Raw genomic sequence first — 25,147 nt, 5'->3', positions numbered from 1 at the left:
TTATTTGAGCTGGATATTCTGTATTTCACCCTCAAAGTTTTGCAGAAGCTCTTTGACCGCTGGTTCTGCATGCAGTAGCTCTGCCGCACGTGCATAGGCTTTTTCTTTACGCTCACTTTGCATGCTATACGGCGTTGTGGTTTCTACATCTGCATAATGAACCTGAAAATGAGTACTCGACCATTCTGTTTTTAATGCCTGCTCCAAGGCATGCTGCAACTGGGTCAACAGAGCTTCATATTGTTTTGGAATATGGAAGATTGAATCACCATTAATTTGCCCCGTCATCACGCCATGTTGAGCCAATTCTTGGACTGCCGGTGAAAGATCACTGTTACGGAACCAATACTCCCATTTATCCACCGTCCACTCGCCTTCAAGAACTTGAGGCTTTAGTCTTAAAATATCTTGTGGCATCAGTTTCGAGGAAACATCTGACAGATTGCCTTGTACATCTTGATGTGCAGGAACAGCCGGTTCAGCTGCCAAATCAAATAATGAATCTTGTGCTGTTTCTTCTATAGGTTGCTGAACTTGCACCTGAACTTCCGCTGGAGCTTTGACAGGCGTTGATTGATTGGCTGCTAAAGGTACTAAGGGTACTAGTTCATCAAACAGAAAGTCATCACTGCTTGCTTCATCAGCTGTAGTACTTATTGCTTCAGGCTCATCATCAAAGCCAAATAAAGCATCGTCACTCGATGGATCGAAGATAATTTTTTCCGACTGTACTTGAGCTGGATGCAATGAAGAATCTGATGGAGTAGATCGCACTTCAGCTTCTACAGTTTCTTTCTCCAGGAAATCATCCGAACTTGGTTCATCTACAGAAACAGATTGAGCTGTAACTTCATTAAATGAGTCATCATCATACTGAGCATCATCAAAATCATCATATACAGCTGCTGATTCAACAGGTGTGTCCTGTTCTACCATTATATTTTGAGCTGCTTGCTGCTGAACCTCATGTTGAATCGACTGTTGTACTACAGGCTGAACGCTCGGTGTAACAACTTGTTGTACTTGTGATAGCGGAACTTCATTGGGCTGTAATGGACGGAACGCCAATAAGCGCAATACGCACATTTCAAAGCCCTGCTCTTGCGTCACCGCCAGTTGCAGGTCAGCACGGCCTTTACAGGCCACCTGATAATACAATTGCAAATCTTGTGCTGAAATGCGTTGCGACAACTGCATAATCTTTTGATTGATTTCAGCACTGTATTTCAAGCTCAGCTCAGGCAAATACTGCAGTAATGCCAGTTCATGCAGGGTTGAAATCAATTGATCCAGAACCAGTGACACATCCAGCGCCTGTTGTCTAAATTGCATCAGCAATTCACTGACACGGGTTTTCTGGTTCTGATGAATGGCCAAGATCAAATCATAAATGATGGTACGGTCAATCAGACCCAGCATGTCTTTGACATCTTGATGCTGGATTGCGCCCTGACCATAGGCAATGGCCTGATCGGTTAAAGATAAGGCATCACGTAATGACCCCTGGGCAGATTCAGCAATTTGCCAGATGGCATCCTGTTCGGCTTTTATTTCTTCTTTGTTTAAGATACTGGTGAGATGTTCGGTAATTTCATCGACTGCTAGTGGACGCAAAGTAAATTGCAAGCAACGGGAAATAACAGTAATCGGTAATTTTTGTGGATCAGTGGTAGCAAAAAGGAATTTTACATGTTCAGGTGGTTCTTCTAATGTTTTCAGTAAGGCATTAAAGGAATGCGTCGAAAGCATATGCACTTCATCGATCAAGTAAACCTTGAAACGACCTTGCGTAGGCGCATAGGGAACATTATCTAACAATTCACGTGTATCTTCTACTTTGGTACGTGAAGCCGCATCAATCTCGATTAAATCGATAAAACGGCCTTCATTCACCGCTTTACAGGTTGCACACACTTCACAAGGCGTTGAGGTCACGCCAGTTTCGCAGTTCAGACATTTCGCCAAAATACGGGCAATCGTGGTTTTACCTACTCCGCGAGTCCCGGTAAACAAATACGCATGATGCAACCGACCACGTTCCAAGGCACTCGTCAGTGCGCGCGACACATGGTTTTGCCCCACCAATTCATTAAAATTACGTGGACGGTATTTTCGTGCAAGTACTTGATACATGTATGCTCCTTTTTACAGGTCTAAGCATACTGTTTTTTTATAAAATAGTGAAATAAATGGCGGAGGTATGAACAATAAAAATCTTGTATTCTGCCGAAACAAAGACGAAATTTTTATTTATACATTCAATAAAATTAGCTCAGTTTTCCCAAAAGAAAATCACTTTGCATCTGATAGCTTTTACCGCTTTGATCTTCACGAATTTCAAGAACTTTTTCATCTAAATTTACATAGAGTAAATTACGCGTTGCCACATTGATCAGCTCAATTCTTTGCTTTGATTCATCTATAAAACGCAGCTTACCTTTCAAGGTTTCGACTTCACTATGACCACTTAAACTTTCACGGGTTAAGGTATAGGTTTGATCTTCATACAATGCCAAAGTCACAGCCATACCTGGACAATCTTCGCAACGGGATAAACAGCTCATGCACGGTGTTGTACCCTCATATTCTCCTGCCCATGCTGCCAGTTGCTTTTTCGACTCTATAGATGCATTGCCTTGCGTATTCGATTGCTTGGCATCCTGACATCCCAATAATGCAGTACTTGCCAGCAAAGGAATTAACACGACATTTTTCATGAAATATCAACAGCAGCTAGAATCTCAGGCAAAGTAGCATATTTTCCCGTTATTTTCCTCAACAACATGTTGCACATTAAAACCAACCCTTACGACCTGCCAAGATACGATCCGCGCAGCGTAGTGTTTCCTGGGTCAAGCCCCACAGCCGGTAATCGCCTGTGATGGAAGCCGTGGAAAAATTATGGGTATAGGCAAAACTTAAACCACGCTCCGGGTCACACCATGCACCAGAGCCATTAAAGCCCATATGCCCAAACCCTGATGATGATTTGCCTAAAGTTAAAATCCGGTGATAACCCAATCGCCAATGCATCGGTAGTGGCATAATCCGGTCACGTCGGGTGTACTGAATTTGGCTTAACTGTTTAAAGATTTCAGTGCCTATCAACTGCTGCCTTTGCCACTCCCCGCCATTGGCAAGCATGGCATAAATTCGAGCTAGGCTATTGGCACTAAACACACCTGTTGCCGCAGGAATTATAGCTTGTAAACCTTGATCACTAAAAAAGCTGAAATTTTTCATTCCTTTTGGAATCATCGCATCCTGAAAGTCTTGAGGTTTTTGGCCGGATAACTCCAATAATTTATCGAATGGAGATGCTTTGCGTGCCTGTGCAGGTTACTTTAGGTTTGGAATTTTGAAGCTTATCTTTTGAAACTTTTTGTTGAGGAATAATCCTGGCAACTTCAGCCAGTTTTTCCTTCGGCACGCCAAAATAGGCAGCATCTAATTGCAATGGATCAATCAGATAGTGTTGCATCAGTTCTGCCAATGTCTTCCCTGTAGCTTTTTCCAATACCCCGCCCACTTGCCAACCAAAGGTTAAGGGCTGATATGCTGCATCTGTCGCGACTTCAAAACGTGGTTTGGCCTGGGCTATAACAGCAAGCATATGCTGCCAATCCGCCATTTCCGAGGCATCAGCAACAAGATTGCGAATATCATATAAACCGCTTTGATGACTCAGCATATGCCTTAAGGTAATTTGATCTTTACCCTGTTGGGCAAATTCAGGCCAGTAAGTTGCTACTGGAATATCATAATCAACAAAACCTTCACTGACTAAAATATGCGCTAAGGTAGATAAAACCCCTTTCCCGGTGGAATAGCAGAGCGACAAGGTATTTGCTTGCCAGCTTTCGGTTTCAGACTTTTTCCCGGTCCAGATATCAACAACTTTTTGACCCTGAAAATAAATCACCAGAGCAGCGCCACCTAACTCTGTCCGTACATCCTGCATCCGGCTGAACTGTCTGGCAAGGTCGATAAAGCGTTCATCGACGTGACCTTGATAATTTGCCGTATTGGCAAAAAGGTAATCTTTTAGTTGCTGCATCCTTCCATCCCTAGAAATCTGTTTTCCATGAGCTTAAAACAAAAAAGCCTAAATCGACAGTGACTTAGGCTTTGGTCTTAAAGTGCTTTGACACTTCCCGTGACATGCGGTTTTTTGTTTTTACCGTTTCGGATGACAAACTCGGTATCTTGTCCTTCCTGAGCAGTCAAGAACTCCACTTTTGAAGGGAGATACATCGGGAGCTTAAACCAGACATCAGCTTCGTAGGCATCTGGCAAAGTTAAGCTGGCCAGTGCTTTCGCTTTGCTCCACATACCATGGGCAATCGCCTGTTTAAAACCGAATGCTTTTGCCGTGATGGCATGGATATGAATCAGGTTAAAGTCACCAGACGTTAAAGCATAACGGCGACCGGTATTTTCAGATACATTCCATTCGGCATTGAGTTCATAGGCTGGCGTTTTATTGTCTACCAGTTTAGGAGTAGCTTTAACACTGGTTTTTTGACGGGCTAAATAGGTAGTTACCCCTTCCATCACCACGTCATTGCCGACTTTCGCCGTGGTCATAAAGTCAAACTGCACGCCCTTATCATGAGGTTGTACATCACCAAACTTGCAGGACAATGTTAATGCTTCATTAGTACCCACTTTGCGGTTTTGTTTAATCTGGTTGCGAATATGTACCAGACCTAAAATTGCAAATGGGAAAGTCTCAGTCGTCATCATATGCATTTGCAGGCTTTGCGATAGCACCGCTAAATAAATGGCTGGAATATAACCATTATTCTTGAAGCCGCACACTTCGTTATAAGCTTTAAGATGCTTTTGATCGACCTTGAATGAATCCACCACATATTCAACTTGCGGCAGCACTTGTTCACCTTTAGGCTTTTTAAAAATCAAGCCTTGAATCACTTTCGGATAGGCTAAATAAGGTTTTGGAAGTTGACTAAAATGGCGAGTATTCATACTGAACCTTTGGAAGTTTTTCTAATTTATTTAATGGAGTTCTCTCTCCCTCTGGGAGAGAGCTAGAGAGAGGGTTAATAATATATCCCCTTATCTCCCTCTCCTAAATCCTCTCCCCAAGGGAGAGGATTTTAATGTGTTAAGCCCCTAACAAGCTTTGACCACACACACGAACCACGTTACCATTTAAACCTGTAGACGCTGAAGATGCAAATAATGCAATTGTTTCAGCAACATCAACCGGTAGACCGCCTTGACTCATTGAGTTCATACGGCGACCTGCTTCACGAATCGCAAATGGAATTGCCGCTGTCATTTGCGTTTCAATGAAGCCCGGTGCTACGGCATTAATGGTTACGCCATTTTTCAAAATAGGTGCCGTAAATTTCACCACACCAATCACGCCCGCTTTAGAAGCAGCATAGTTGGTTTGCCCTAAATTACCCGCAATACCTGAAATTGACGATACGCAAACAATACGACCGTTGCTGTTCAACCCTGCATTTTCAATAAGGTAATCATTGACACGCTCAATTGCAGACAAGTTAATGTTGATCACCAAATCCCAAAGCTCTGGTTTCATATTGGCCAAAGTTTTGTCACGGGTAATTCCTGCATTATGTACGATGATATCAAGACCGCCCTTCGCCGCTGCTGCAGCCTTAATTTTTTCACCGGCATCCGCAGCCGTGATGTCAATTGCTAAAGTTGAACCGCCAATGGCACCCGCAACACGGTCCAGATCCGCCTGCTGTTGGGGAACGTCCAGGCAAATGACATGTGCGCCATCACGTGAAAGTACATGGGCAATTGCTTCACCAATCCCGCGGCTTGCACCAGTGACTACAGCAGTTTTTCCAGCAAGAGGTTTGGCCCAGTCTACATCGACAACTTCAGCTTTAGAAACCCGAATAACTTGACCAGAAACATAAGCAGAACGCGGAGATAATGCAAAACGCACTGTAGATTCAAGGTTTGCTTCAGCACCTTGATCAACATAAATCAGATTTGCCGCTATACCTTTCTTAAACTCTTTACCGACTGATTTTACAAAACCTTCAAGTGCACGTTGGGCAATGGCCTGTTTTAGCGTTTTTGCAGTCTCAGGGCTAATCCCTACAACGATGACACGGCCTGAAGCCTGGATTTGACGCGCAATCGGGTTAAAGAAGTTATAAAGTTCTTTTAGCTGTTCAGAGTTTTGGATACCAGACGCATCAAAAATGACTGCTTTAAATTTAGACTCTTTATCGCCCGGGTGAAAAGCGCCCAGATTTAAACCTGTTTTTGCAGCTGCTTGCTGTAATTCGGAGTTGTTACCTGCGTAGCTATTGGCATGAATATTGGCCAGAACCTGTGCGATTGCACCAGATAATGTACTTGATGATGCAGCACCAAATAACACCGCCCCTTTCACTACAGGTGTCGCAGACTCAAAACGCTCTAAAAAAGTTGGCGATGGCAAGCCTAAATTTTTGATGACAAATTTACCAATAGGAGATTTTGCAAAGGTTTGGTATTGATCAGTCATATTTATTATCTCTCATACAAATTAATTTTTGATGGTTTTGAAAATATCTTTTTAACTTCAATATGATGTCAGGCACTTATATTTCAATACATCCATCAGTTTCCATAGAATCATACTTGAGTTAAATTATAGATGTCTTGACCTGAATGCTTTGCCTAATGTCATTTTAGTCAATTCAGCTGTTTTTAGATTATGTTAATGTACACGCCAAGAATACTGTAAAATGCTTGGAAAAGCCTGATGAGCAAAACAACTCAAGAAAATCCGGCAGTCGATAATTCTGCTACGGAAACTGTGTCAAAACCATCAAAAAGTACTGCGCGCACAACTAAAACTTCTGGCCCGGCGGCCACGTCAGCAGATGCTGCGCCTAAAACACCCCGTACCCGTTCCACATCGGCACGTAGTAAAACTATAGCTTCAACGACAATAACACCCGAATCTACACCTCAAACGTCTGTTCAACAGGATAACACCATGAGCCAAAACACAGTTCGCCGCGTTGCAATTATCGGTGGTAACCGTATTCCTTTCGCCCGTTCAAACGGTGCTTACTTTACTGCTTCTAACAGCGACATGTTTACTGCAGCATTAAATGGTCTGATTGAGCGTTTTAATTTACAAGGTCAACGTTTAGGCGAAGTCGTTGCCGGCGCAGTTTTAAAACACAGCCGTGACTTTAACATGACCCGTGAGTGCGTGTTAAATACTGAACTTGCTCCAGAAACACCTGCTTACGATATTCAGCAAGCCTGTGGTACAGGCTTGCAAGCAGCATTCCAGATTGCCAACAAAATTGCACTGGGTCAAATTGAAGTCGGTATTGCGGGTGGTGTAGATACGACTTCTGATGCGCCAATTTCTTTCGGTGATGGCTTACGTAAGGCATTGCTTGAACTGAACATTGCGAAAACCGCGAAAGACCGTTTAAAAGCATTAACCAAAATTAATGTTAAAGACTTGATGGATGCCCCTAAAAACGGTGAGCCACGTACCGGTCTTTCTATGGGTGACCATCAGGCGATTACTGCACTTGAATGGGGTATTTCTCGTGAAGCACAGGACGAACTTGCAGCGTCATCTCACCAAAAAATGGCGGCTGCATACGAAGAAGGCTTCTTCGATGACCTGATCACACCATTCATCGGTTTAGAACGTGACAATAACTTACGTGCAGATTCTTCTGTAGAAAAACTTGCAAAACTTAAACCGGCTTTTGGTAAAGGTGATGCACGTACCATGACTGCGGGCAACTCAACTCCACTCACTGATGGTGCATCTTGTGTATTGTTAGCTTCTGAGGAATGGGCTAAAGCCAATGGTCACGAAATTTTAGCTTACTTAACATTCCAGGAAACTGCAGCAGTTGACTTTGTTGAGAAAAAAGAAGGCTTGTTGATGGCACCTGCTTATGCCGTTCCACGTATGCTCGAACGTGCCGGTCTTACCCTGCAAGATTTCGACTACTATGAAATTCATGAAGCATTTGCATCACAGGTTCTTTCTACCCTTAAGGCATGGGAAGACCCAAAATTCTGTAAAGAACGTTTAGGCTTGGATGCTCCACTGGGTTCAATTGACCGTTCCAAGCTTAACGTTAAAGGTTCATCTTTAGCAGCGGGTCACCCATTTGCAGCCACTGGCGGTCGTCTTATCGCAACCGCAGCAAAACTGATTCACCAAAAAGGTTCAGGCCGTGTTTTAGTCTCGATTTGTGCTGCGGGTGGTCAAGGTGTAACAGCAATTATTGAAAAATAATCTGAATCTTTGGTTCAGGAAAGCTCCTCGAGTGAGGGGCTTTTTTATTATCATCTTATTATTTGGCTATTTATATGCTCACTAATATCTTGAATATGCGAAAATACAAATAAGATGAGTGTCTATCAAAAACCATACATCAGCCATGCTTTTTAGATCACAGATTTAAATTAGGCTGTAGATTTCACATGATGACTAATGTTCAATTTAGCTTCAATATAGTCATAACACCACTGGAAAATAAAAGTATAGACCAGAATACACAAAGTCATACTGAGATCAGTCAAAATTGCCTGCCAAATTGACATCTCCAAAGCATAAGCCACCATTGGAATGGTCGCCAGCATCAAACCACCTTCAAAACCAATAGCATGTAAAACACGTACACCGACTGTTCTTTTCAGTTGACGTTTGGCTTCAAAGTTTTCAAAAAAATGATTGAAAGTCATATTCCAAATCACGGAAGTCACGGCCATTGCAACACCTAAGCTACCGGTCACCTCCATAGGCATTTCAAAAATAAAGCTTAATGCAATTGCAATGATCACCAGTAGGATCGTTTCATAGCTTAGCGCATGGATTATCCTTCTTTTTGACATCAACATTTTAAAACTCTTTCATTTGGATGCAGACATTTTATTTTGATAATATTGATTAATCGAATTAGATTCTTTCAAAAGTTTTGATAGATGAATATTAATCAAGAACAACTGATCATATTTAAAACCGTGATTGAAAGCGGCTCATTCTCTGCGGCTGCCAGACAGCTCGGCAAAGTACCTTCGGCAGTTAGTATGTCGATTGCCAATCTGGAAGTTGATCTTAATTTATCCCTCTTCACCCGTGCTGGCCGTGAGCCTGTACCGACCCCACAAGCGCTAACCTTATATGAAAAAACCGAACAGCTCTTAATTGAAATCAATCAATGGAAACAGCAAGCTTTTGCCCTGAGTCAAGGTCTGGAATCTGCTTTAAATATTGTGGTGGTCTCTGAACTGTTGCACACAAAATGGATTGACTATATTTCATTGCTGGAAAAACAGTTTCCAGAACTGCAAATCAATATTTTTTCAGCTCCGCAGGAAGATGCCTTAAAGATGCTGCTCAACCAGACTGCGCAGTTAGCACTCATGTTTGAACGCGAACAGCTGGAAACGCGCGAACAGTTTGTCGAACTCAAGCGTGAGGCTTTGGTGCCGGTTACGGCTATTGATTCCCCCTTGGCCACATTTGAACAGGTGAGCTATGAGCAAATTTTGCAAAGCCGGCAAATTGTAGTGGCAAGTCGCGATCGCAGCATCAAGCCGGAATTGTTATTTTCAAAAAAATACTGGCGTACAGATAACCATTTATCTGCCTGTGCCATGATCCAGCAGGGTCTGGGATGGGGAGTTTTACCTTTAGAAATGCTAAACCAGAATCCGCATATTCAACAACAACTTAAGATTCTTAACTTTTTGGATTTCACTCCAAAATTTGAATATTTTGTTGATCTGGTCTGGAGTCGTGAAAGCCAGCTGGGTGCTGCTGCTCATTTTTTGATTAATCACATCCGAAATTCAAGAAAAAACATAAAATAGACAGGTCTTATACGCGCTTTTTACTTTGGATAACAGGAGATTGTGATATAACAAATAAACGGGAAATAACTTTAAGAACCAGACGACAATGACTCAATCAGCCTTAAATCAATTAAAAAACCTTACTACCATTGTTGCCGACAGTAGCGATTTTTCCGCAATCGAAAAATTTCGCCCTCTTGATGCAACAACAAATCCTTCACTGATTACAGCTGCAGCGAATCAGCCTGAAAATAAAGAACTGATTGAAGCTGCCTTTGAACAGGCGAAATCTGAAGGGTATAGTGGCGATCTTCTGGTTGAACGTACCATCGATATCCTGACAGTCAAGTTTGGTGTGGAAATTCTAAAACTGATTCAAGGACGTGTTTCTACCGAAGTCGATGCAGCACTTTCTTACGATACTGAAGCCACCATTGCCAAAGCCAAAGAACTTCTGGAATTATATAAAACCTATGGGATCGATCAGAACCGTATCCTGATTAAAATCGCTTCCACCTGGGAAGGCATTCAGGCAGCCAAAGCATTAGAAGCTGAAGGCATTCATTGTAACTTGACCCTGTTATTCGGCTTGCATCAGGCTCAAGCCTGTGCGGACGCCAATGTCACCCTGATTTCACCTTTTGTCGGCCGTATTCTGGACTGGTATAAAAAAGCGGAAAATGTCGATCATTATCCAATTGATAAAGACCCGGGTGTACTTTCAGTCAAACAGATTTATCATTTCTACAAGCAGCATTGCATCAAAACAGAAGTAATGGGCGCAAGTTTCCGCAGTATAGATCAGGTACTTGGATTGGCTGGCTGTGATCTGCTTACCGTTTCTCCTAACCTTCTGGCAGAACTGAAACAGGACCAGCGTGAAGTGGTGGCCCAGCTTAGCAACGATCATACTCAGGCCCATTGCCAGCATCAGGTTGAGCCTTTAACCCAAGAAAGCTTTAAAGCTCAGATTGAAAAAGATTTAATGTCTTCTCAACTGTTACAAAGCGGCATTGACGGATTTATTAAAGCGCGTGAACAGTTAAATACCTTACTGCGCCAATCTTTCGGCTTGGATGCTGAAATTAAAGCTTAATTTATTCCTATCTTTCCCTAAAAAAAGCCGATTTTGTTATAGTGAACAGGTCGGCTTTTTTGATGATTTGAGAGTATATTTTGTTCGGCATAACCGATCTTAGCACCTATATTATTGGCACTACCCTAATCGTATTACTACCCGGTCCAAATTCACTGTATGTGATGTCCATCGCTTCACGTTTCGGTATTAAAGCCGGCTATAAAAGTGCTTTTGGTGTCTATACCGGTGACCTGATTTTAATTCTACTGACAGCATTGGGTGCAGCCTCATTACTGCATGCTTTCCCTTGGGTATTTACCTTACTAAAGATTATCGGTGCAATTTACTTAAGTTATTTGGGCATAAAATTGCTGATTGCTGCCTATCACACCTGGAATGTCCTGCACTCCACAACACAAATAGCAACAGTAGAAAAAAATATTGAACAGCTGCAACCCTTTAAAACAGCATTAACCATCAGTATTTTAAACCCCAAAGCCATTTTATTTTATTTGTCCTTTTTTGTGCAGTTTGTCGATCCGGCCTATCCTTATCCGGCCATTACCTTTACTGCACTTGCAGTCATCTTGCAGATCATTAGCATGAGTTATTTAACCATCCTGATTTTTTCCGGTGCAAAACTGGCATCTTATTTTACTTCGCGTTATAAAGTAACGGCCTCATGTGTAGCAGCTGTGGGACTGTTATTTTGTGGTTTCGGGATTAAACTCGCGACCTCAACCCTGTAGTTCTACGGTCTAAAGAAGCAAATTAAACCTGTAAAAAGCCTATAAATTGAGGCAATAATTTCTTTCCGCTTATTAACCACAGGCGTATGATTATTACACTTTTCAAATTTTAACAAATCCAGCACGCAAAGGATGTATGCACAAATTTCTCCAAGACTTTTCCGTTCCTGCGGTATTTGCAGGTTTCATTACCTTTCTGATTGGTATCAGTGTTTCGGCAGTTTTGGTCATTCAAGCTGCACAAATATTAGGGGCTACGCCAGAGCAAATTAGCTCCTGGTTTTGGGCATTAGGTTTAGGGATTGGACTGTCTGGTTTAATTTTGTCCTGGAAATTTAAATATCCAGTTGCCACGTCATGGTCAACTGCTGGACTGGCCCTGATTTTAGCCACTGGCAATGGTTATAGCTTGCACGAAGCCATCGGTGCATTTCTGGTCTGTGGTTTACTCAGTGCCATTTTAGGTTTTTCGGGTATTTTTCAGAAAATTTTATCTTATATTCCACAAAGCTTAACTAGTGCCATGTTGGCAGGTGTGTTACTCAAATTCGGCATTGCCCTGTTTGCCAGCATGCAAAATGACTGGGGCTTTATCATTTCATTGTTAGCAGCGTATGTTCTGTCTAAACGTCTGTCTCCACGTTACAGCATCGTCATTACCGTGATTGCCGGACTTGTGCTCTGTCCAATGTTTATGCAGTTTCATCCTCCAGTTTTACAATGGAGTTTGGCGCAACCGGTATGGATTAGTCCTGAATTTAGCTGGTCCGCCCTTTTGGGTTTGGCCTTGCCATTATTCGTCATTAACATGGCATCACAATATTTACCCGGTATTGCCATGATCAAAAGCTATGGCTATCAGCCCCATGTCAATCAGCTGATTGGCTGGACCGGAGTTACCCAGACCCTGCTGGCTCCATTTGGCTGTTACACGGTCAATATTGCAGCCATTAGTGCAGCCGTCAGTCTGGATGATCAGGTTCATCCTGACCCAGAGAAACGCTATATTGCCGGCATAAGCTGTGGATTTTTCTATATCTTGATGGGGGTTTTCGCGGCGACACTGACCAGTTTGCTGATGTCTTTCCCAGCCATTTTTATTGTTGCTCTGGCCGGCATTGCCTTACTGGGCACCATTAGCCACAACATAGCTATCGCCTTTCAGGATGTCCGCGAACGAGAAGCCGCATTATTGACCTTTTTATTCAGCGCTTCCGGCATTCAGTTTTTTGGGATTGGTTCAGCCTTCTGGGGTTTAATTTTTGGTATTGTCGTATCCATTATATTCAGGTTTAAAGTAGTGCAATCCTGCAAATAATTTTTGCGGTTTATTAATCAGGCTATGGATATTCCTGCACAGGGTAAGCCAGAATCAGGTTTATAATTGTGTGCTTGACATGCAGGATGATAATTTCTTAATCTTCCTGCTAACCCCGCCCGATGAATTTAGAACACACAATCACCAGCAAACTCGATCCCTGTTTGCCAGAATCTTCCATTTTGAGCAAAAAGTGAGTTCTGTTTCTTCTAAAATAATAGCTAAACCCAGTAGGGGATAAGCTAACAAAACAGAATTCTAATCATCTTTTGCTCAATTTACATTAAAGTACTATTTTAAATAATTTAAGGGCTGTCCCATTTTTAGATATGACCTGTCTAAAACGAAGCTACAAAGCTGAATCACTATATTTTTGAATAAACTGGATGGTTTGCTTAAATGTCTGCTGACTGGCCCTTTTACTCATCATAAACTGATATTCATGGACCAAAAACTCTTTAGACTCAGGATAAAAAACTTCGGTTACCGGTATCTTCTGATTAAGCAAAGCACTTACAAAAGGGACAGACTGAGTCCTGGTCAAAAAGTCTTTATTGCCGCCACTAATGAAAACAGGCGGATAATTCGCAGTTAAATATTGAATGGGAGAAATGCTTTTTAAGAAATCTGTATCATCTTTTTTATTGCCGGTATAGGCCTGAACCAGATTAAACACTCCCCATTCAATCAGTTTTAATTCATCTGGAGCCGTTTTGATAAAGGCATTCATATTATAAATACCACAATGCAGGATCAACCCTTTAATTTGCTCACGCTGGATTAACGGTGAAATCGCAGACTTTCGGGCAAAATCAGGATTACTGAGTAAAGCTGCATAATGACTGACTAAATTTGCACCTGCCGAGTCACCCGCCAGATACAGGTGCTGGGCATTAATATGGTAAGTCTCGGCATGCTCGCTAATGAATTTTAGGGCCTGATTAATTTGCAGCAGCTGCTCAGGATAAATCGTTTGCGGAGCAAATTGGTATTCGACTGAAACCACGTTATAGCCTTGATCAGCAAGACGTTTAAAGTAGCCTCGAGCATGTTGTTTAGAACCGGAAATCCAGCCACCGCCATGAATCCAGACCACCGTCGGCCGGTTTCCCAACTCTGCAATATCACGGGGTTGGTAAAGATCCAGATGCAGCGCCGGATTTTGCAGATATGCAATATTGGTTTGAGCTAAAACTTCAGGAGCATGCCGATCAATAAACTTTTTTTGAACATTGGTCGAGGCATTAAATACACTGGCAATGACCTTGCTATTGCTTTGTATATTCTGGCAAGCACTACTGGATAGTGCAGCAATGAGGCATACACTTAGACTAAAAGATTTCGAATACACAATTTGCCCTATCAACTTTTCCACAAAATTGAGAAAAATCATCATATTTTGCAGCATTTTAATGACTGTTTAAACATTTAGAAATACAGGCCCAAATGTTGATTTTTAAACTCGGTTTTTGAATGTCACAGTGAATACAGTTATATTTATAATTTGTATATAATTTAATGAATTTTAAAACATTTTTTTACAGAGTAAATTGATCAATTCAATACAATGTGCTATGTATAAACAATAGCTACATAATAAATGCTAAGGAATCATGCTTATGTCTTATCAAAATATTTTAGTCCCAGTTGATGGCTCAGAAATTTCTTTCTCTGCAGTTAAAAATGCAGCTCAAATTGCTAAAGCATTTTCCAGTCAGTTAACATTGATCAGCTTGGTTACTGAAGACCCATTTTCTCAAGCAGATTTTTATTATCCATCTCCAATCATGAAAGAATATTTTGTGCAGGCTTATGCCAATGCCGAAAAAGCCTTAGAAAAAGCCAAAGCAATTGCCGCTGAAAATGGTGTCATTGCAACACCTCAAATCATTAAGGGCAATATTTCAGAAGAAGGTATTCTGGAAACTGCGGAAAAATTGAAAACTGACCTGATTGTGATGGGTTCTCACGGTCGTAAAGGTTTTCAAAAATTCCTTCTGGGCAGCTTTGCTCAGGATGTTCTAAAAACCACCAAGCTTCCTGTTTTAGTGGTCAAAGAATAAGTTTTTTAATGAGCCTCTCCATAGATGAAAGGCTCATTTTATCAATTTCGGCAATTGGTAAAATGATCATCATAACTGATTATAAATCTCCATCACACTTATCCATTCAGCAATATTCATAAGGTAATTTCATGACTTATAAACATATTTTGGTTCCAGTAGATGAATCTCCTATTTCTTATGCCGCTGTTGAACAGGCTCTGGCTTTGGCCAAACCTTTAAATTGCCAGGTCACCATTACCAGTGTGATTGCGGTTGATCCTTTTGTTGGAGTTGATTTTTATAAAGTCGCACCGGCAATTACCGATTACTTTATCGAAGCTGAAAAAAATGCACAGTTGAACCTGGCAGAAATCAAGCAATCTTTCATTCGTGATGGCATTGCGGTCGATACCAAAATCGTTCGGGGTGTATCACCTGCTGAAGGTATTATGCAGGTTGCCGATGAAGTGGGTGCCGATCTGATTATTATGGGCTCACATGGTCGTACCGGATTTAAGAAATTAGTGTTGGGAAGTGTGGCCCAAGAAGTCTTGACTCAGTCTCCTATTCCAGTACTGATTATGAAAGTCTAAGCAATAAAAAAGTCCCTGTAGTACAGGGACTTTTTTATATAAGCATATCTATCATGTGCTTCTGCTGCCGCCATCCATGCACTTGATCTCAAGCTGGTAAACTGAATGGGGCGTATTTGCCAAAGAAACTGTTTTTAATCAGCATTGAAGTAACCTCAACACCCTTTATGTTTTGGAAATATGTTGATGTAAATTTTGCAGGTAAATTTCTGCTTCAAGTTTGCTGGCAAAGTTTTTTTGATAGCTTCCCGTCGCCTGAATATTATTCGGTGTATATTCAATCAGCACAGCAAAATTTCCGTCAGTCGCATTTTTTGAAACCCGAATTGCAATGATATGCTGAGAATTTAGGTAAAAACCATCTTCAATTTTAACTAACAAAACCAATCTCCAGTCTATTTAGTAAAATGACAGGCTAATGCAATCACAGTCTGTAAATGATAAAAGCTCACCTTAAGATGAGCTTTGACATGGCTATTTTAAGCCATAACAGTGATTTATTCGACACTTTTAAAGTAATTATGCAATATAAATTATGTCTTACTATTCCAGTATTCAACTAAGACAATCTAAACATAAGCAGCATTTTCAGCCCGCACAATACTTGAAATATCAACAAAAAAAGCCTTTTCTTAGTTTGCACCAAGAAAAGGCTTTTCATGATTAATGGATGCTCAGTTAGATACTCAACATACTATTCAAAGTTTCCGATACGTTTTTGGATTTCACTTGTGGCTTTAAGGCTTCCAGTGCATTTTTCACTTCTGTACATTGTGGCTCTGCCAAGGTGTACCAGCGAGAAAGCACTTGTAATAAGCGTGAACCGACAATCGGGTTTTTCTCATCCAGATATTTAGCCAGATCAATAAAGTGTTGCACACCAAAACTCCAGGTATTGACTGGATTGGCATTTAAACCGCCACTTACTGAACGAATACGGTTAGGGTTACCCAAATCATAGTCAGGATGTGAAGTTAAGTATTTGATGGTTTCTGCATTTGCTTTCGGATGCGCTGCCTGAACCATAAACCATTGATCTAACGACAAGGCTTCATCTTCAAAGCGGCTATAGAAGTCTGCTAAAGCTTCTTTGGCTTGTGGCGCATCATTCCAAACCAAGACTTTAAGTGCACCCAAACGTTCAGACATATTGCCTGTATGATACTGTTCATACGCTAAATCAAAGGCAGAGGCATCACCCTGACGTGCAATCATACCAAGCATGATATTTCTGAGGGCACGTACACCCATCGCCTGAGAGAATTCGCTCTGATTATCCGGATCTAAGTCCAGGTAAGTCTGTTTACAGAATGCACCCAAGTCACGTGCCAATGTATCCAACAAAGCATTACGCTGTTCCTGAATTTTAGCAGGTTGATAATCGGTATCAATACGGCTACCCAAATAGCCTTCAGTCGGTACATCAAACAGACGTGAAGCCAAGAGCGGATCTTTTTTAATGACTTCAGGCAAAGTATTTTTCATAGCTTGAATATAAATATCAGCATCATGCTCTTCCAGCAAAATACGTTCCAGCAGGGTTTGAGTGGCCTGCCACTGGTTAAAACCATTGGTTTCATATTGCATCAAGAAGGCCAGTTCTTCATCTGAATAGTTGAATTCAAGATTGACCGGTGCAGAGAAATTACGCAGCAATGACACCACAGGTTTTGCCATTACGCCGCTAAATTCAATGCTTGCCTCATTTTGATCAAATAAATACACGCCATCTTTTACGCCATTTTCAAACAGTGCTTCAGATTGCAAGGTATATTGCTCACCTGTTTCGGCATTAAACAATGCTAATGCAACAGGAATAGGAACCGCTTTGAGGTTAGGATATTTTGCATTCGTTTTTAAACTTTGTTTAAAGCTTAAGCGATAGGTTTGAGTTGCAGCATCATACTCGCCTGTGGCTTGCAGTTTTGGCGTGCCCGGTTGGTTATACCAGATCAGGAATACCGATAAATCCACGCCTGAACCGGCAGTGAGCGCAGCCACCCAGTCCTCAACGGTTACTGCCTGACCGTCATGACGGCGGAAATATTCGTCTGTACCTTGACGGAATTTTTCCTTACCCAGTAAGGTCGACATCATACGGTTAATTTCCGCACCTTTTTCGTACACCGTCGCCGTATAGAAGTTATTAATTTCGACAAAATGATCTGGACGTGGCGGATGCGATAATGGACCAGAATCTTCAGGGAACTGGTGGGCTTTAAGTACAGCTACATCATCAATACGTTGTACCGCTGCGGACTGTAAATCTTCCGAGAAAGACTGATCACGGAATACCGTCAAGCCTTCTTTCAGGCACAACTGGAACCAGTCACGGCAGGTAATCCGATTCCCGGTCCAATTATGGAAGTATTCATGGGCAATGACCGACTGTACTCGCATGATGGCAGCATCGGTGGTGTATTCTTCATCGGCAAGCACACAAGACGTATTGAAAATATTCAGACCTTTATTTTCCATGGCACCCATGTTAAAGGCACTGGTCGCCACAATCATGTAATTGTCCAGGTCATAGGGACGACCATAATGTTCCTCATCCCATTGCATTGAATGTTTCAGGGCTTCCATGGCAATGTGGCATTTTGGAATGTCTTTTTCTTCGGCATAAATTTCCAGCGAAACGTTCCGACCTTCAGAGGTCACATAAGAATCTTTTAGTACCGCCAAATCACCAATCACACAGGCAAACAGATAGCTTGGTTTTTTGGTCGGATCTTGCCAGATAGTATAATGACGACCTTCACCAGCCTCACCAGCTTCCATCAGGTTACCATTGGCTAACAGTACCGGAAATTTTTTATCGGCTTCGACACGGGTAGTAAATACAGACAGGACATCCGGACGGTCTGGATAGAAGGTAATTTTACGGAAACCTTCAGGCTCGTTTTGCGTTACGAATAAATCACCACTGGCCTGATACAAACCTTCAAGCTGGGTATTGCTTTCCGGATGAATGACCACTTCAGTTTCCAGAATGACCTGATCTGGTGCATTGGCAATCACCAATTGTTCTGAATCAAGTGTGTAATCTGCCTCAGTCAGCAACTTGCCGTTTAAAGTAATGGATTTTAATTCCAGATCACGGCCCAGCAGCACCAAATCGCCGGCAGTCTGGCGTTTCATCACCAGGTTTGCATTGACCTGGGTATGATCTGAATAGACTCGAATATCTAAGTTGATTGAATCCACCAAAAAAGAAGGTTTTTGATAGTCTTTTAAATAAACAGTCTGGTCTGCTTCAACCACCGGGTTTGCCGCGATATTCATATAATGTCCTAATCCTGTCGTTCTTAAGCCAAGACGTTGTTGTTGTGAAATGCTTCGATCATACGACAACTTTCGCAATCTGTCTGTGCCATTGATTTAAGTCTTATATGGGCATATTGCTGCCTGTTTTCAATTCAGATTACGCACATTGGTACAATTAATGTCCTCATTGACCACTAAAGATGCATGAGTGCAGTACATGAACCATGTCAATCTTGATATGAACCTCACTTTCCGACATATAACCATCTACGGCGGAAATGATGCTTTCCATATATGTTTGTATAAATTCAATTTTTTCAGATTGACTAAAATGACTTAACCCAAATTGACACTAACTTTCAAGATGACTACATTTTGAGCACGATTTTTGCTTGTATTCATCTGTGTAAAGCGCACTATAAAATTAAAACAAAACGAGAAGAGGTGTATTATGTATTTAAAAGACCATATTGTTCGCGTTGAAAATATCAAAACCATGCAAACGCTTGATGCTGCCGGAATTGATCACAAAGTGATTGCCATGTTTCTAAGCTGTGAAGGTATTCCAATGAAATCAGCGGATATTTGCGCAATTTTAAATAATTACGATGCTCTAGGAAGCAAAAAAGTTCCATCTAAAAAAGTTCAGGCCTTGATTAATGCAAAGCAGCTAGGCGAGGAGGATGAGTCTCTGCCTTGTCCTGCCTCTTATTAACCGAAAACTTACCTTCTGATTCAATCCCATCCTTCTGATGCCCTCTATCCTTTATTGTGGAGATGAAAGATCAGGTCTTCACCTCCACATATTTCAATGTATTGTAAAACTTAGGCTATTTTTTCAGTATCCTACTTTCTGGCCAGCTTGTGCTTAGCGAATTATTTTCCATTCAGTACTATTCCATCACGTCCTGGCAAAAGACAGGTGTATAATCTCTGCAATGATTAACCCGACTTGTGATCGACCCATTCCATGCTTCTTCAAATTCTGCAAAAACAGCTCGATGAAAGTACATCATGTCCTTTATGTCAGGCATCCATGTTCTGGATAGAGGCTGAACAGTACGATCAAGCAATGAATTTTCATGAATGCAGCCACTGTCATCATCGCCTGTTTCAAGATGGACGTGGCAACTGCCACTGTGAAACATGTCTGTCCAAGCGTAAAAAAATGCTGGCTGAAACACGGCTGCAAGAACAGCGTAAGCTGAAGTCCAAAGACAAAGATGCTGTTGAATACCGGCTGGATCAAATCAGTTTTTTAAATAAATTGTTTTTACTCAGTATTCTGGATAATCAGGTTCAGGAACATACTACGCATCATGAATATATAGACTGGGAAAACATTAAATATCATTCCCTTACACCAAATTATCTGTTCCAGAATTATTTGATCAAGCAACTGGTAAAAGAACAGATCCTGATTGCCAAGGATTTTGCATCCGAAGCCCATCATTATTACGTCAATGTCCGTTTGGACGGTTATTCGGAACCGAGTCTGTTCAGTATTACCCAGCAACTGAGAAACTGGTTCTATGAAAATTTAACCTTGGGTGTGCCTTTTAAAAATGCCGATGAAGTCAAAAATACGCTTTATCTGGTGCTGTATCAGGAAATTATTCAGTTCGCCCAGTTTTATTGTCGGACTTGGGGCATTCAAATTGCAGGGAACAACAGCTTTCAGACCTTCTGCTATCGCCTGATGGATTCTCTGGCAGTAGGTCAAATCTACTATTTAGTACAAACTGCTTTAGAATATTTGCATCAGCAAAAAGTACTACAAGCACGCAATGAAAACTTCATTAACACCAATTTGTTAAAGAAAACCTTACAACAATATCGTGAACGTTCCGTAACTGAAAAATGGGAAACCTCCACCCTGCCTCGTCCACACAACATTCCTTTTAGCAAGATGAGCGAAATCCTGTTGTTCCGCTTTCTGGGCTATGATGAAAGTATTTTTTTCCAGCCCATCTGGAAGTTATGGAAAAAAATTGAACCGCGATTAAGTTTTTATTCACAAAAACGCTGTATGTATTGTGGTTCTAATGAACTTACTGTCGATTATGATGCTGAAAATTATGTGACACTCTGCTGTCGAACCTGTAAGCATCAAGACCACTATTTTACCCAATAGAATTTCACCCACTAGATGGTGATTGATATGTCCAGTTTCTCCGACTCTACCCTGTACAATTCAAGGAATAATCCCATGAATCAAACGTCAACATTGGTCGAGCAGATTGTTGAAGCATGGACACAACTGCAAAGCCGGCAGCCTTTGGTGCAATGTATTACTAACAGTGTTGCAGCAAATTATGCAGCCAATGTATTGCTGGCCGCAGGTGCCTCTCCGGCTATGATTGACAATCCATTTGAAGCGGAAAGTTTTACTACGATTGCCGCTGCACTCAGTATTAATCTGGGTACACCCACCCATGAACAGATGCAGGCCATGCAAATTTCTGCACAAACAGCACAGCATACCCATACCCCATGGGTGCTCGACCCAGTAGGTTATGGACCTATTCTAAAATGGCGTTCGGATATGGTAGATAAATTACTGCAATATCATCCCACGGTCATTCGAGGTAATGCTTCAGAAATCAGTACGCTTGCAGGCAACCAGGTAGAATCCAAAGGCGTGGATAGCACTTTGGATAGTGCCGATGTCTATCATCAGGCTAAAGTACTGTTAGCCCATGCTGACTGTATTGCCATTTCTGGTGAATCCGATTTTATTTTGACTAAAGAGCTAGATGTCGTAATTCAGGTCAATGGCGGTTCTTATTTACAGCCCAAAGTCACTGCGACAGGTTGTGCACTGGGTGCATTAATCGCAGCTTATTGCGCTGTTACATCACCAACTATTGCGACGATTGCAGCCCATACCCATTTTGCCATTGCAGGAAAACTGGCCTTCGATCAAGCTCAAACGGTCGGACGTTTTAATGTGGCCTTTATGGATCAAATTCAAAGTTTAAATCCGGATTTAATCCAGCAATATGCGGATCTTAAAATTCTTAGCCTTTAAGTTTAGTCTACATTCCGGTTACTAAGGTTGACCTGGTTCAGATTGTAATGACCGGGTCTGGGCTTATATTCATGCCAGTATCGGTATAAAAAAGTGAATGACGACGGAAATTTAATAGATTTTTCGACCTGTAAATAAATTAAATACCGTTTCCAAAATCGTTGGCAAATCCAATTTGCAGATACAGAGCAAGCCCATGCCATCAAAATAGTCCGGCACATGCTGCATAAAAAAATTGCTATGCGGTGTTGCCTTATTTCTAAGACGTTGAATGTGCTCAGGTGTAGTGCGAGGCATCACATAGGGATAGACAAAAATATCTTCGCGACGTTTATGCACTTCAGATTTACGCTGCTGAATCATCTGTAGAACTTTTAAATATTGTTGGGGAATTTCTTTGCATCTACGTGGAAAGAAATTCTGTGAGCGAGACGCAAAATAAGTATAAATTTTAGGCTGTATGATGGTCGGTACAAACCATAATGGAATGGAGGGATGTCGAATTCGCTGATTGATTGCCACTCGGATTGCGGTTTTAAGTGTTCTGTTACCTTTACGATAAGCGGGTAAAATACTCGCCCGGTAACTCACCACAAAGATAGGCTGTCCCTCTAGAGAAAGCTTAAGCACAGGAATAATATTTTGTCCGACCAGTGTGTCCTTATGGTAATAATGAACGACCAGAACTGAAACAGCATCCTGATCATAGACAAAATTATAAATTTCTTCTTCGCAAGAATCCGGAAAAATGTGCTGATCAAACTCACAGACCAGTTTAAAAAAACGATGCTTTTCTTCAGATGCAAGTTTTGCAAAATCGAAAATCGTTTCTGTAATACGCATCAAATTGATCCAATTTTTTGATATATTAATTATTCCTGATTCCAATCTACTTAAATATCACTAGAAATAGGGATTTAAACTCAATTCATCCATTTTTTATCTTGTTGCAGTATTTCAGGAAATTTTTTGTATAAAAATACGGCAAAGCACAATAAAAAAGCCCAACAGATCGAGTCTATTAGGCTTTTTCAATAGGGAAAAAGAGGGATTAAAAGATATAAATCTCGAGTTTAAATCCTGAATCACCTTCTTTACCAAACTCTACCCAAGCATATTCTCTAAGGATAGGTAATGAGTACGGACTTAATCCGGTTATCTTCCAGTTCAGTCACTTCAAAGTGAATACCGTGATATTCCAGTTGCGCCCCAAGACTGACTTTGCCATGAGTTTTCTCTAAAATCAGACCGGCAAGACTGATATAACCAGCCTCGTCTTCAACTAAATCCAGCATGCCCAGCTCCAGTTCAAGCTGATACACATCAAGCATACCAGAGGCTTTCCAAGTATGATCATCAATTTTTACCAAGTCGAGCTGCTCATCAGCATCCGGGAATTCACCTGCAATCGCCTCAAATACATCCAGAGGAGAAATCAAACCTTGCACATTTCCAAACTCGTCACTCACCAATACCAATGAACCTTTCGAGCTACGCAAGGTATTAATGGCATCAATCACTTTCATTTTTTCAAAAATATAAATCGGACGATGGCGTTTGATTAAAGCCCTGAGCTGTTCTGGCTCTTCAATGACATCAAGGAGTTCTTTGGCACGAACCACACTCAATACTTTATCCAGGCTACCACGACAAACTGGAAACAAGCTATGCGGTACAGCAAGTACCTGTTCACGAATCTGTTCAGCACTGTCATCCAAATTCACCCAGGAAATCTGGCTGCGCGGAGTCATGATCGAAGCAACTGACCTTTCTGCCAGGGTTAATACCCCACCAATCATATAACGCTCTTCATCAGCAAATGCTTCTTGCGCTTCAAAGTGCTGAGCACTGTTAGTGACCGTTTCCATTTTGCCGCCCATCATTTTCAAGATGGAATCTGCAGTACGGTGACGTAATGGAATTTTAGATTCATGTTTGGCTACATTACGTTGACCAAACTGGTTAAATGCTTCAATTGCAATGGCAACACCAATACCTGAATAAATATAACCTTTCGGAATATGGAAACCAAAACCTTCTGCAATTAGGCTAATACCAATCAGCAACAAGAAACTTAAGCACAGAATCACGACAGTCGGATGTCTGTTTACAAAAGTAGTTAACGATTTAGAAGCCAGCAACATCACAGCCATGGCAACAATCATGGCCACCATCATCACATAGATGTTGTCGACCATGCCGATTGCGGTAATCACCGAATCTAGAGAGAATACCGCATCTAGCACTACAATTTGTGTAACAACTGCGGTAAAACTTGCATAAACAATATTGGTGGTAACTTTAACTTCAGGCTTGCCCTCAATTTTTTCATGCAGTTCAGTCACAGCTTTATAGACCAGGAATAAACCACCGAATAAAAGAATAAGATCTCGCCCTGAGAATGTCCAATCAAAGACGGTAATAAGCGGTTTGGTCAAAGTGACTAACCAAGAGATAGCAAACAATAAGCCCAAGCGCATGAATAAAGCGAGGGAAAGACCTACTACACGTGCTTTATCACGTTGTTCTGGAGGAAGTTTTTCGGCCAAAATGGCAATAAATACTAGGTTATCAATACCTAAAACAATTTCTAAAACAATAAGGGTAAGCAAACCAACCCAAATTCCCGGATCTAATAAAAACTCCATTAGTTTATATCTCCGTTTTCAAGAATTTGGTTAAAAAAAATTTAAACCGGCACGGCGACGGATCCATATAAGTGACCTTTTCAACAATAGATAAATTTATTATGCACAATCTATTAAATTTGTAATCAAATTTTTGTATTTTGAACAGTTTCATCTTAGCCTGCCATGCAATTTAGCTTACTTTTGACGCTTTTATTTCGACCTCATCCGATTTTTAGATTAAGAAAATTAAGATTGATCCTTCAATGAATAAATTATTCAAAAAATATTATTAAACAATTATTTATTTAAAGACTTATTTAGAGGATTTACTTGCATACATAGGATTGACTTATTGTATGTACAATCCCAATGTCGAAAATATTTTATTAACAAGACCCGTTCCCCAGCCTTTTTCATTCGAATCAAGGATGATCAAAATTATTGAATTGAATAAATGATAGCTAAACTTAAGATAGGCAAGCTTCTAATTCTATTCTTTGTACACGACAAAAAAAGATAACTCATTGAAATAATGGCATAATACTTGTTTTCTGACGACGAATATGATGACACATTTCAATGAGTTACATCTCATC

At 41.1% G+C, this 25,147-nt stretch carries 20 protein-coding genes and 1 pseudogene; 10 read left to right on the top strand and 11 right to left on the bottom strand.

Annotation, left to right across the window (positions count from 1 at the left end; genetic code table 11):
* From dnaX to ACE01T_RS10420, 5 genes and pseudogenes are all read right to left on the bottom strand, one after another.
* Positions 1-2,133 carry a DNA polymerase III subunit gamma/tau gene (gene dnaX / locus ACE01T_RS10440; RefSeq protein ID WP_180080267.1) on the bottom strand — a complete coding sequence of 711 codons (2,133 nt, stop codon included), beginning with the start codon at positions 2,131-2,133 and terminating at the stop codon, positions 1-3.
* 134 nt (positions 2,134-2,267) lie between these two features.
* The gene (locus tag ACE01T_RS10435) at positions 2,268-2,717 is read right to left on the bottom strand and encodes a copper resistance protein NlpE N-terminal domain-containing protein (RefSeq protein WP_180080270.1); all 450 of its coding nucleotides are present in this window, start codon (positions 2,715-2,717) and stop codon (positions 2,268-2,270) included.
* A 76-nt stretch (positions 2,718-2,793) separates the two neighbouring features.
* Positions 2,794-4,057: pseudogene (locus tag ACE01T_RS10430) on the bottom strand (serine hydrolase domain-containing protein).
* 77 nt (positions 4,058-4,134) lie between these two features.
* Complete coding sequence (locus ACE01T_RS10425; RefSeq protein ID WP_180080273.1) at positions 4,135-4,989, bottom strand: MaoC family dehydratase; 855 nt, start codon at positions 4,987-4,989, stop codon at positions 4,135-4,137.
* Positions 4,990-5,128: 139 nt separating this feature from the next.
* Positions 5,129-6,520, bottom strand: a complete 1,392-nt coding sequence (locus ACE01T_RS10420) for a 3-oxoacyl-ACP reductase (RefSeq protein WP_180080276.1) — start codon at positions 6,518-6,520, stop codon at positions 5,129-5,131.
* A 240-nt stretch (positions 6,521-6,760) separates the two neighbouring features.
* On the opposite strand from ACE01T_RS10420, the gene ACE01T_RS10415 reads away from it, so the two are divergent.
* Entirely contained in the window at positions 6,761-8,278 is a 1,518-nt protein-coding gene (locus ACE01T_RS10415) for an acetyl-CoA C-acetyltransferase (protein ID WP_180080280.1), read from the top strand.
* A 170-nt stretch (positions 8,279-8,448) separates the two neighbouring features.
* On the opposite strand, the gene aceI is transcribed toward ACE01T_RS10415, so the two are convergent.
* Entirely contained in the window at positions 8,449-8,883 is a 435-nt protein-coding gene (gene aceI, locus ACE01T_RS10410; RefSeq protein WP_180080284.1) for a chlorhexidine efflux PACE transporter AceI, read from the bottom strand.
* An 84-nt stretch (positions 8,884-8,967) separates the two neighbouring features.
* Between aceI and aceR the strand changes: the two genes are divergently transcribed.
* From aceR to ACE01T_RS10390, 4 genes are all read left to right on the top strand, one after another.
* On the top strand, positions 8,968-9,858 hold the full coding sequence (aceR, locus tag ACE01T_RS10405; protein ID WP_180080287.1) for an HTH-type transcriptional regulator AceR: 891 nt from the start codon (positions 8,968-8,970) through the stop codon (positions 9,856-9,858).
* 88 nt (positions 9,859-9,946) lie between these two features.
* Complete coding sequence (gene tal, locus ACE01T_RS10400; RefSeq protein WP_180080290.1) at positions 9,947-10,936, top strand: transaldolase; 990 nt, start codon at positions 9,947-9,949, stop codon at positions 10,934-10,936.
* Between the two features lie 80 nt (positions 10,937-11,016).
* A complete protein-coding gene (gene leuE / locus ACE01T_RS10395) occupies positions 11,017-11,667 on the top strand; it encodes a leucine efflux protein LeuE (protein WP_180042962.1) in 651 nt (216 codons plus the stop codon).
* Positions 11,668-11,803: 136 nt separating this feature from the next.
* Positions 11,804-12,985, top strand: a complete 1,182-nt coding sequence (locus ACE01T_RS10390; RefSeq protein ID WP_180176126.1) for a benzoate/H(+) symporter BenE family transporter — start codon at positions 11,804-11,806, stop codon at positions 12,983-12,985.
* Between the two features lie 349 nt (positions 12,986-13,334).
* On the opposite strand, the gene ACE01T_RS10385 is transcribed toward ACE01T_RS10390, so the two are convergent.
* A complete protein-coding gene (locus ACE01T_RS10385; protein WP_373456095.1) occupies positions 13,335-14,336 on the bottom strand; it encodes an alpha/beta hydrolase in 1,002 nt (333 codons plus the stop codon).
* Positions 14,337-14,604: 268 nt separating this feature from the next.
* On the opposite strand from ACE01T_RS10385, the gene ACE01T_RS10380 reads away from it, so the two are divergent.
* Together ACE01T_RS10380 and ACE01T_RS10375 are read left to right on the top strand one after the other, a co-directional pair.
* A complete protein-coding gene (locus ACE01T_RS10380) occupies positions 14,605-15,048 on the top strand; it encodes a universal stress protein (RefSeq protein ID WP_166168925.1) in 444 nt (147 codons plus the stop codon).
* A gap of 131 nt (positions 15,049-15,179) precedes the next feature.
* Positions 15,180-15,623, top strand: a complete 444-nt coding sequence (locus ACE01T_RS10375; protein WP_131274561.1) for a universal stress protein — start codon at positions 15,180-15,182, stop codon at positions 15,621-15,623.
* 165 nt (positions 15,624-15,788) lie between these two features.
* On the opposite strand, the gene ACE01T_RS10370 is transcribed toward ACE01T_RS10375, so the two are convergent.
* Positions 15,789-16,004: a hypothetical protein gene (locus tag ACE01T_RS10370; protein ID WP_086195449.1), complete on the bottom strand. Its 216-nt coding sequence runs from the start codon at positions 16,002-16,004 to the stop codon at positions 15,789-15,791.
* A gap of 297 nt (positions 16,005-16,301) precedes the next feature.
* Positions 16,302-18,908 carry an aminopeptidase N gene (gene pepN, locus ACE01T_RS10365; RefSeq protein WP_180080299.1) on the bottom strand — a complete coding sequence of 869 codons (2,607 nt, stop codon included), beginning with the start codon at positions 18,906-18,908 and terminating at the stop codon, positions 16,302-16,304.
* 433 nt (positions 18,909-19,341) lie between these two features.
* Between pepN and ACE01T_RS10360 the strand changes: the two genes are divergently transcribed.
* The 3 genes from ACE01T_RS10360 (at position 19,342) to thiM (ending at position 21,921) form a co-directional block, all read left to right on the top strand.
* On the top strand, positions 19,342-19,605 hold the full coding sequence (locus tag ACE01T_RS10360) for a hypothetical protein (RefSeq protein ID WP_180042958.1): 264 nt from the start codon (positions 19,342-19,344) through the stop codon (positions 19,603-19,605).
* A 255-nt stretch (positions 19,606-19,860) separates the two neighbouring features.
* Entirely contained in the window at positions 19,861-21,024 is a 1,164-nt protein-coding gene (locus ACE01T_RS10355; protein ID WP_086195452.1) for a hypothetical protein, read from the top strand.
* A 75-nt stretch (positions 21,025-21,099) separates the two neighbouring features.
* Positions 21,100-21,921 carry a hydroxyethylthiazole kinase gene (gene thiM / locus ACE01T_RS10350; protein ID WP_086195453.1) on the top strand — a complete coding sequence of 274 codons (822 nt, stop codon included), beginning with the start codon at positions 21,100-21,102 and terminating at the stop codon, positions 21,919-21,921.
* A 111-nt stretch (positions 21,922-22,032) separates the two neighbouring features.
* On the opposite strand, the gene ACE01T_RS10345 is transcribed toward thiM, so the two are convergent.
* Together ACE01T_RS10345 and ACE01T_RS10340 are read right to left on the bottom strand one after the other, a co-directional pair.
* Positions 22,033-22,764 carry a hypothetical protein gene (locus ACE01T_RS10345; RefSeq protein WP_086195454.1) on the bottom strand — a complete coding sequence of 244 codons (732 nt, stop codon included), beginning with the start codon at positions 22,762-22,764 and terminating at the stop codon, positions 22,033-22,035.
* A gap of 278 nt (positions 22,765-23,042) precedes the next feature.
* Positions 23,043-24,569, bottom strand: a complete 1,527-nt coding sequence (locus ACE01T_RS10340; protein ID WP_180080303.1) for a TerC family protein — start codon at positions 24,567-24,569, stop codon at positions 23,043-23,045.
* Positions 24,570-25,147: the final 578 nt, after the last annotated feature.

The sequence above is a fragment of the Acinetobacter uliginosus genome, assembly GCF_044130295.1.
GTDB lineage: Bacteria > Pseudomonadota > Gammaproteobacteria > Pseudomonadales > Moraxellaceae > Acinetobacter.
Note: the sequence above shows the minus strand (reverse complement) of the source record. Positions and strands in the feature narration are given on the sequence as shown.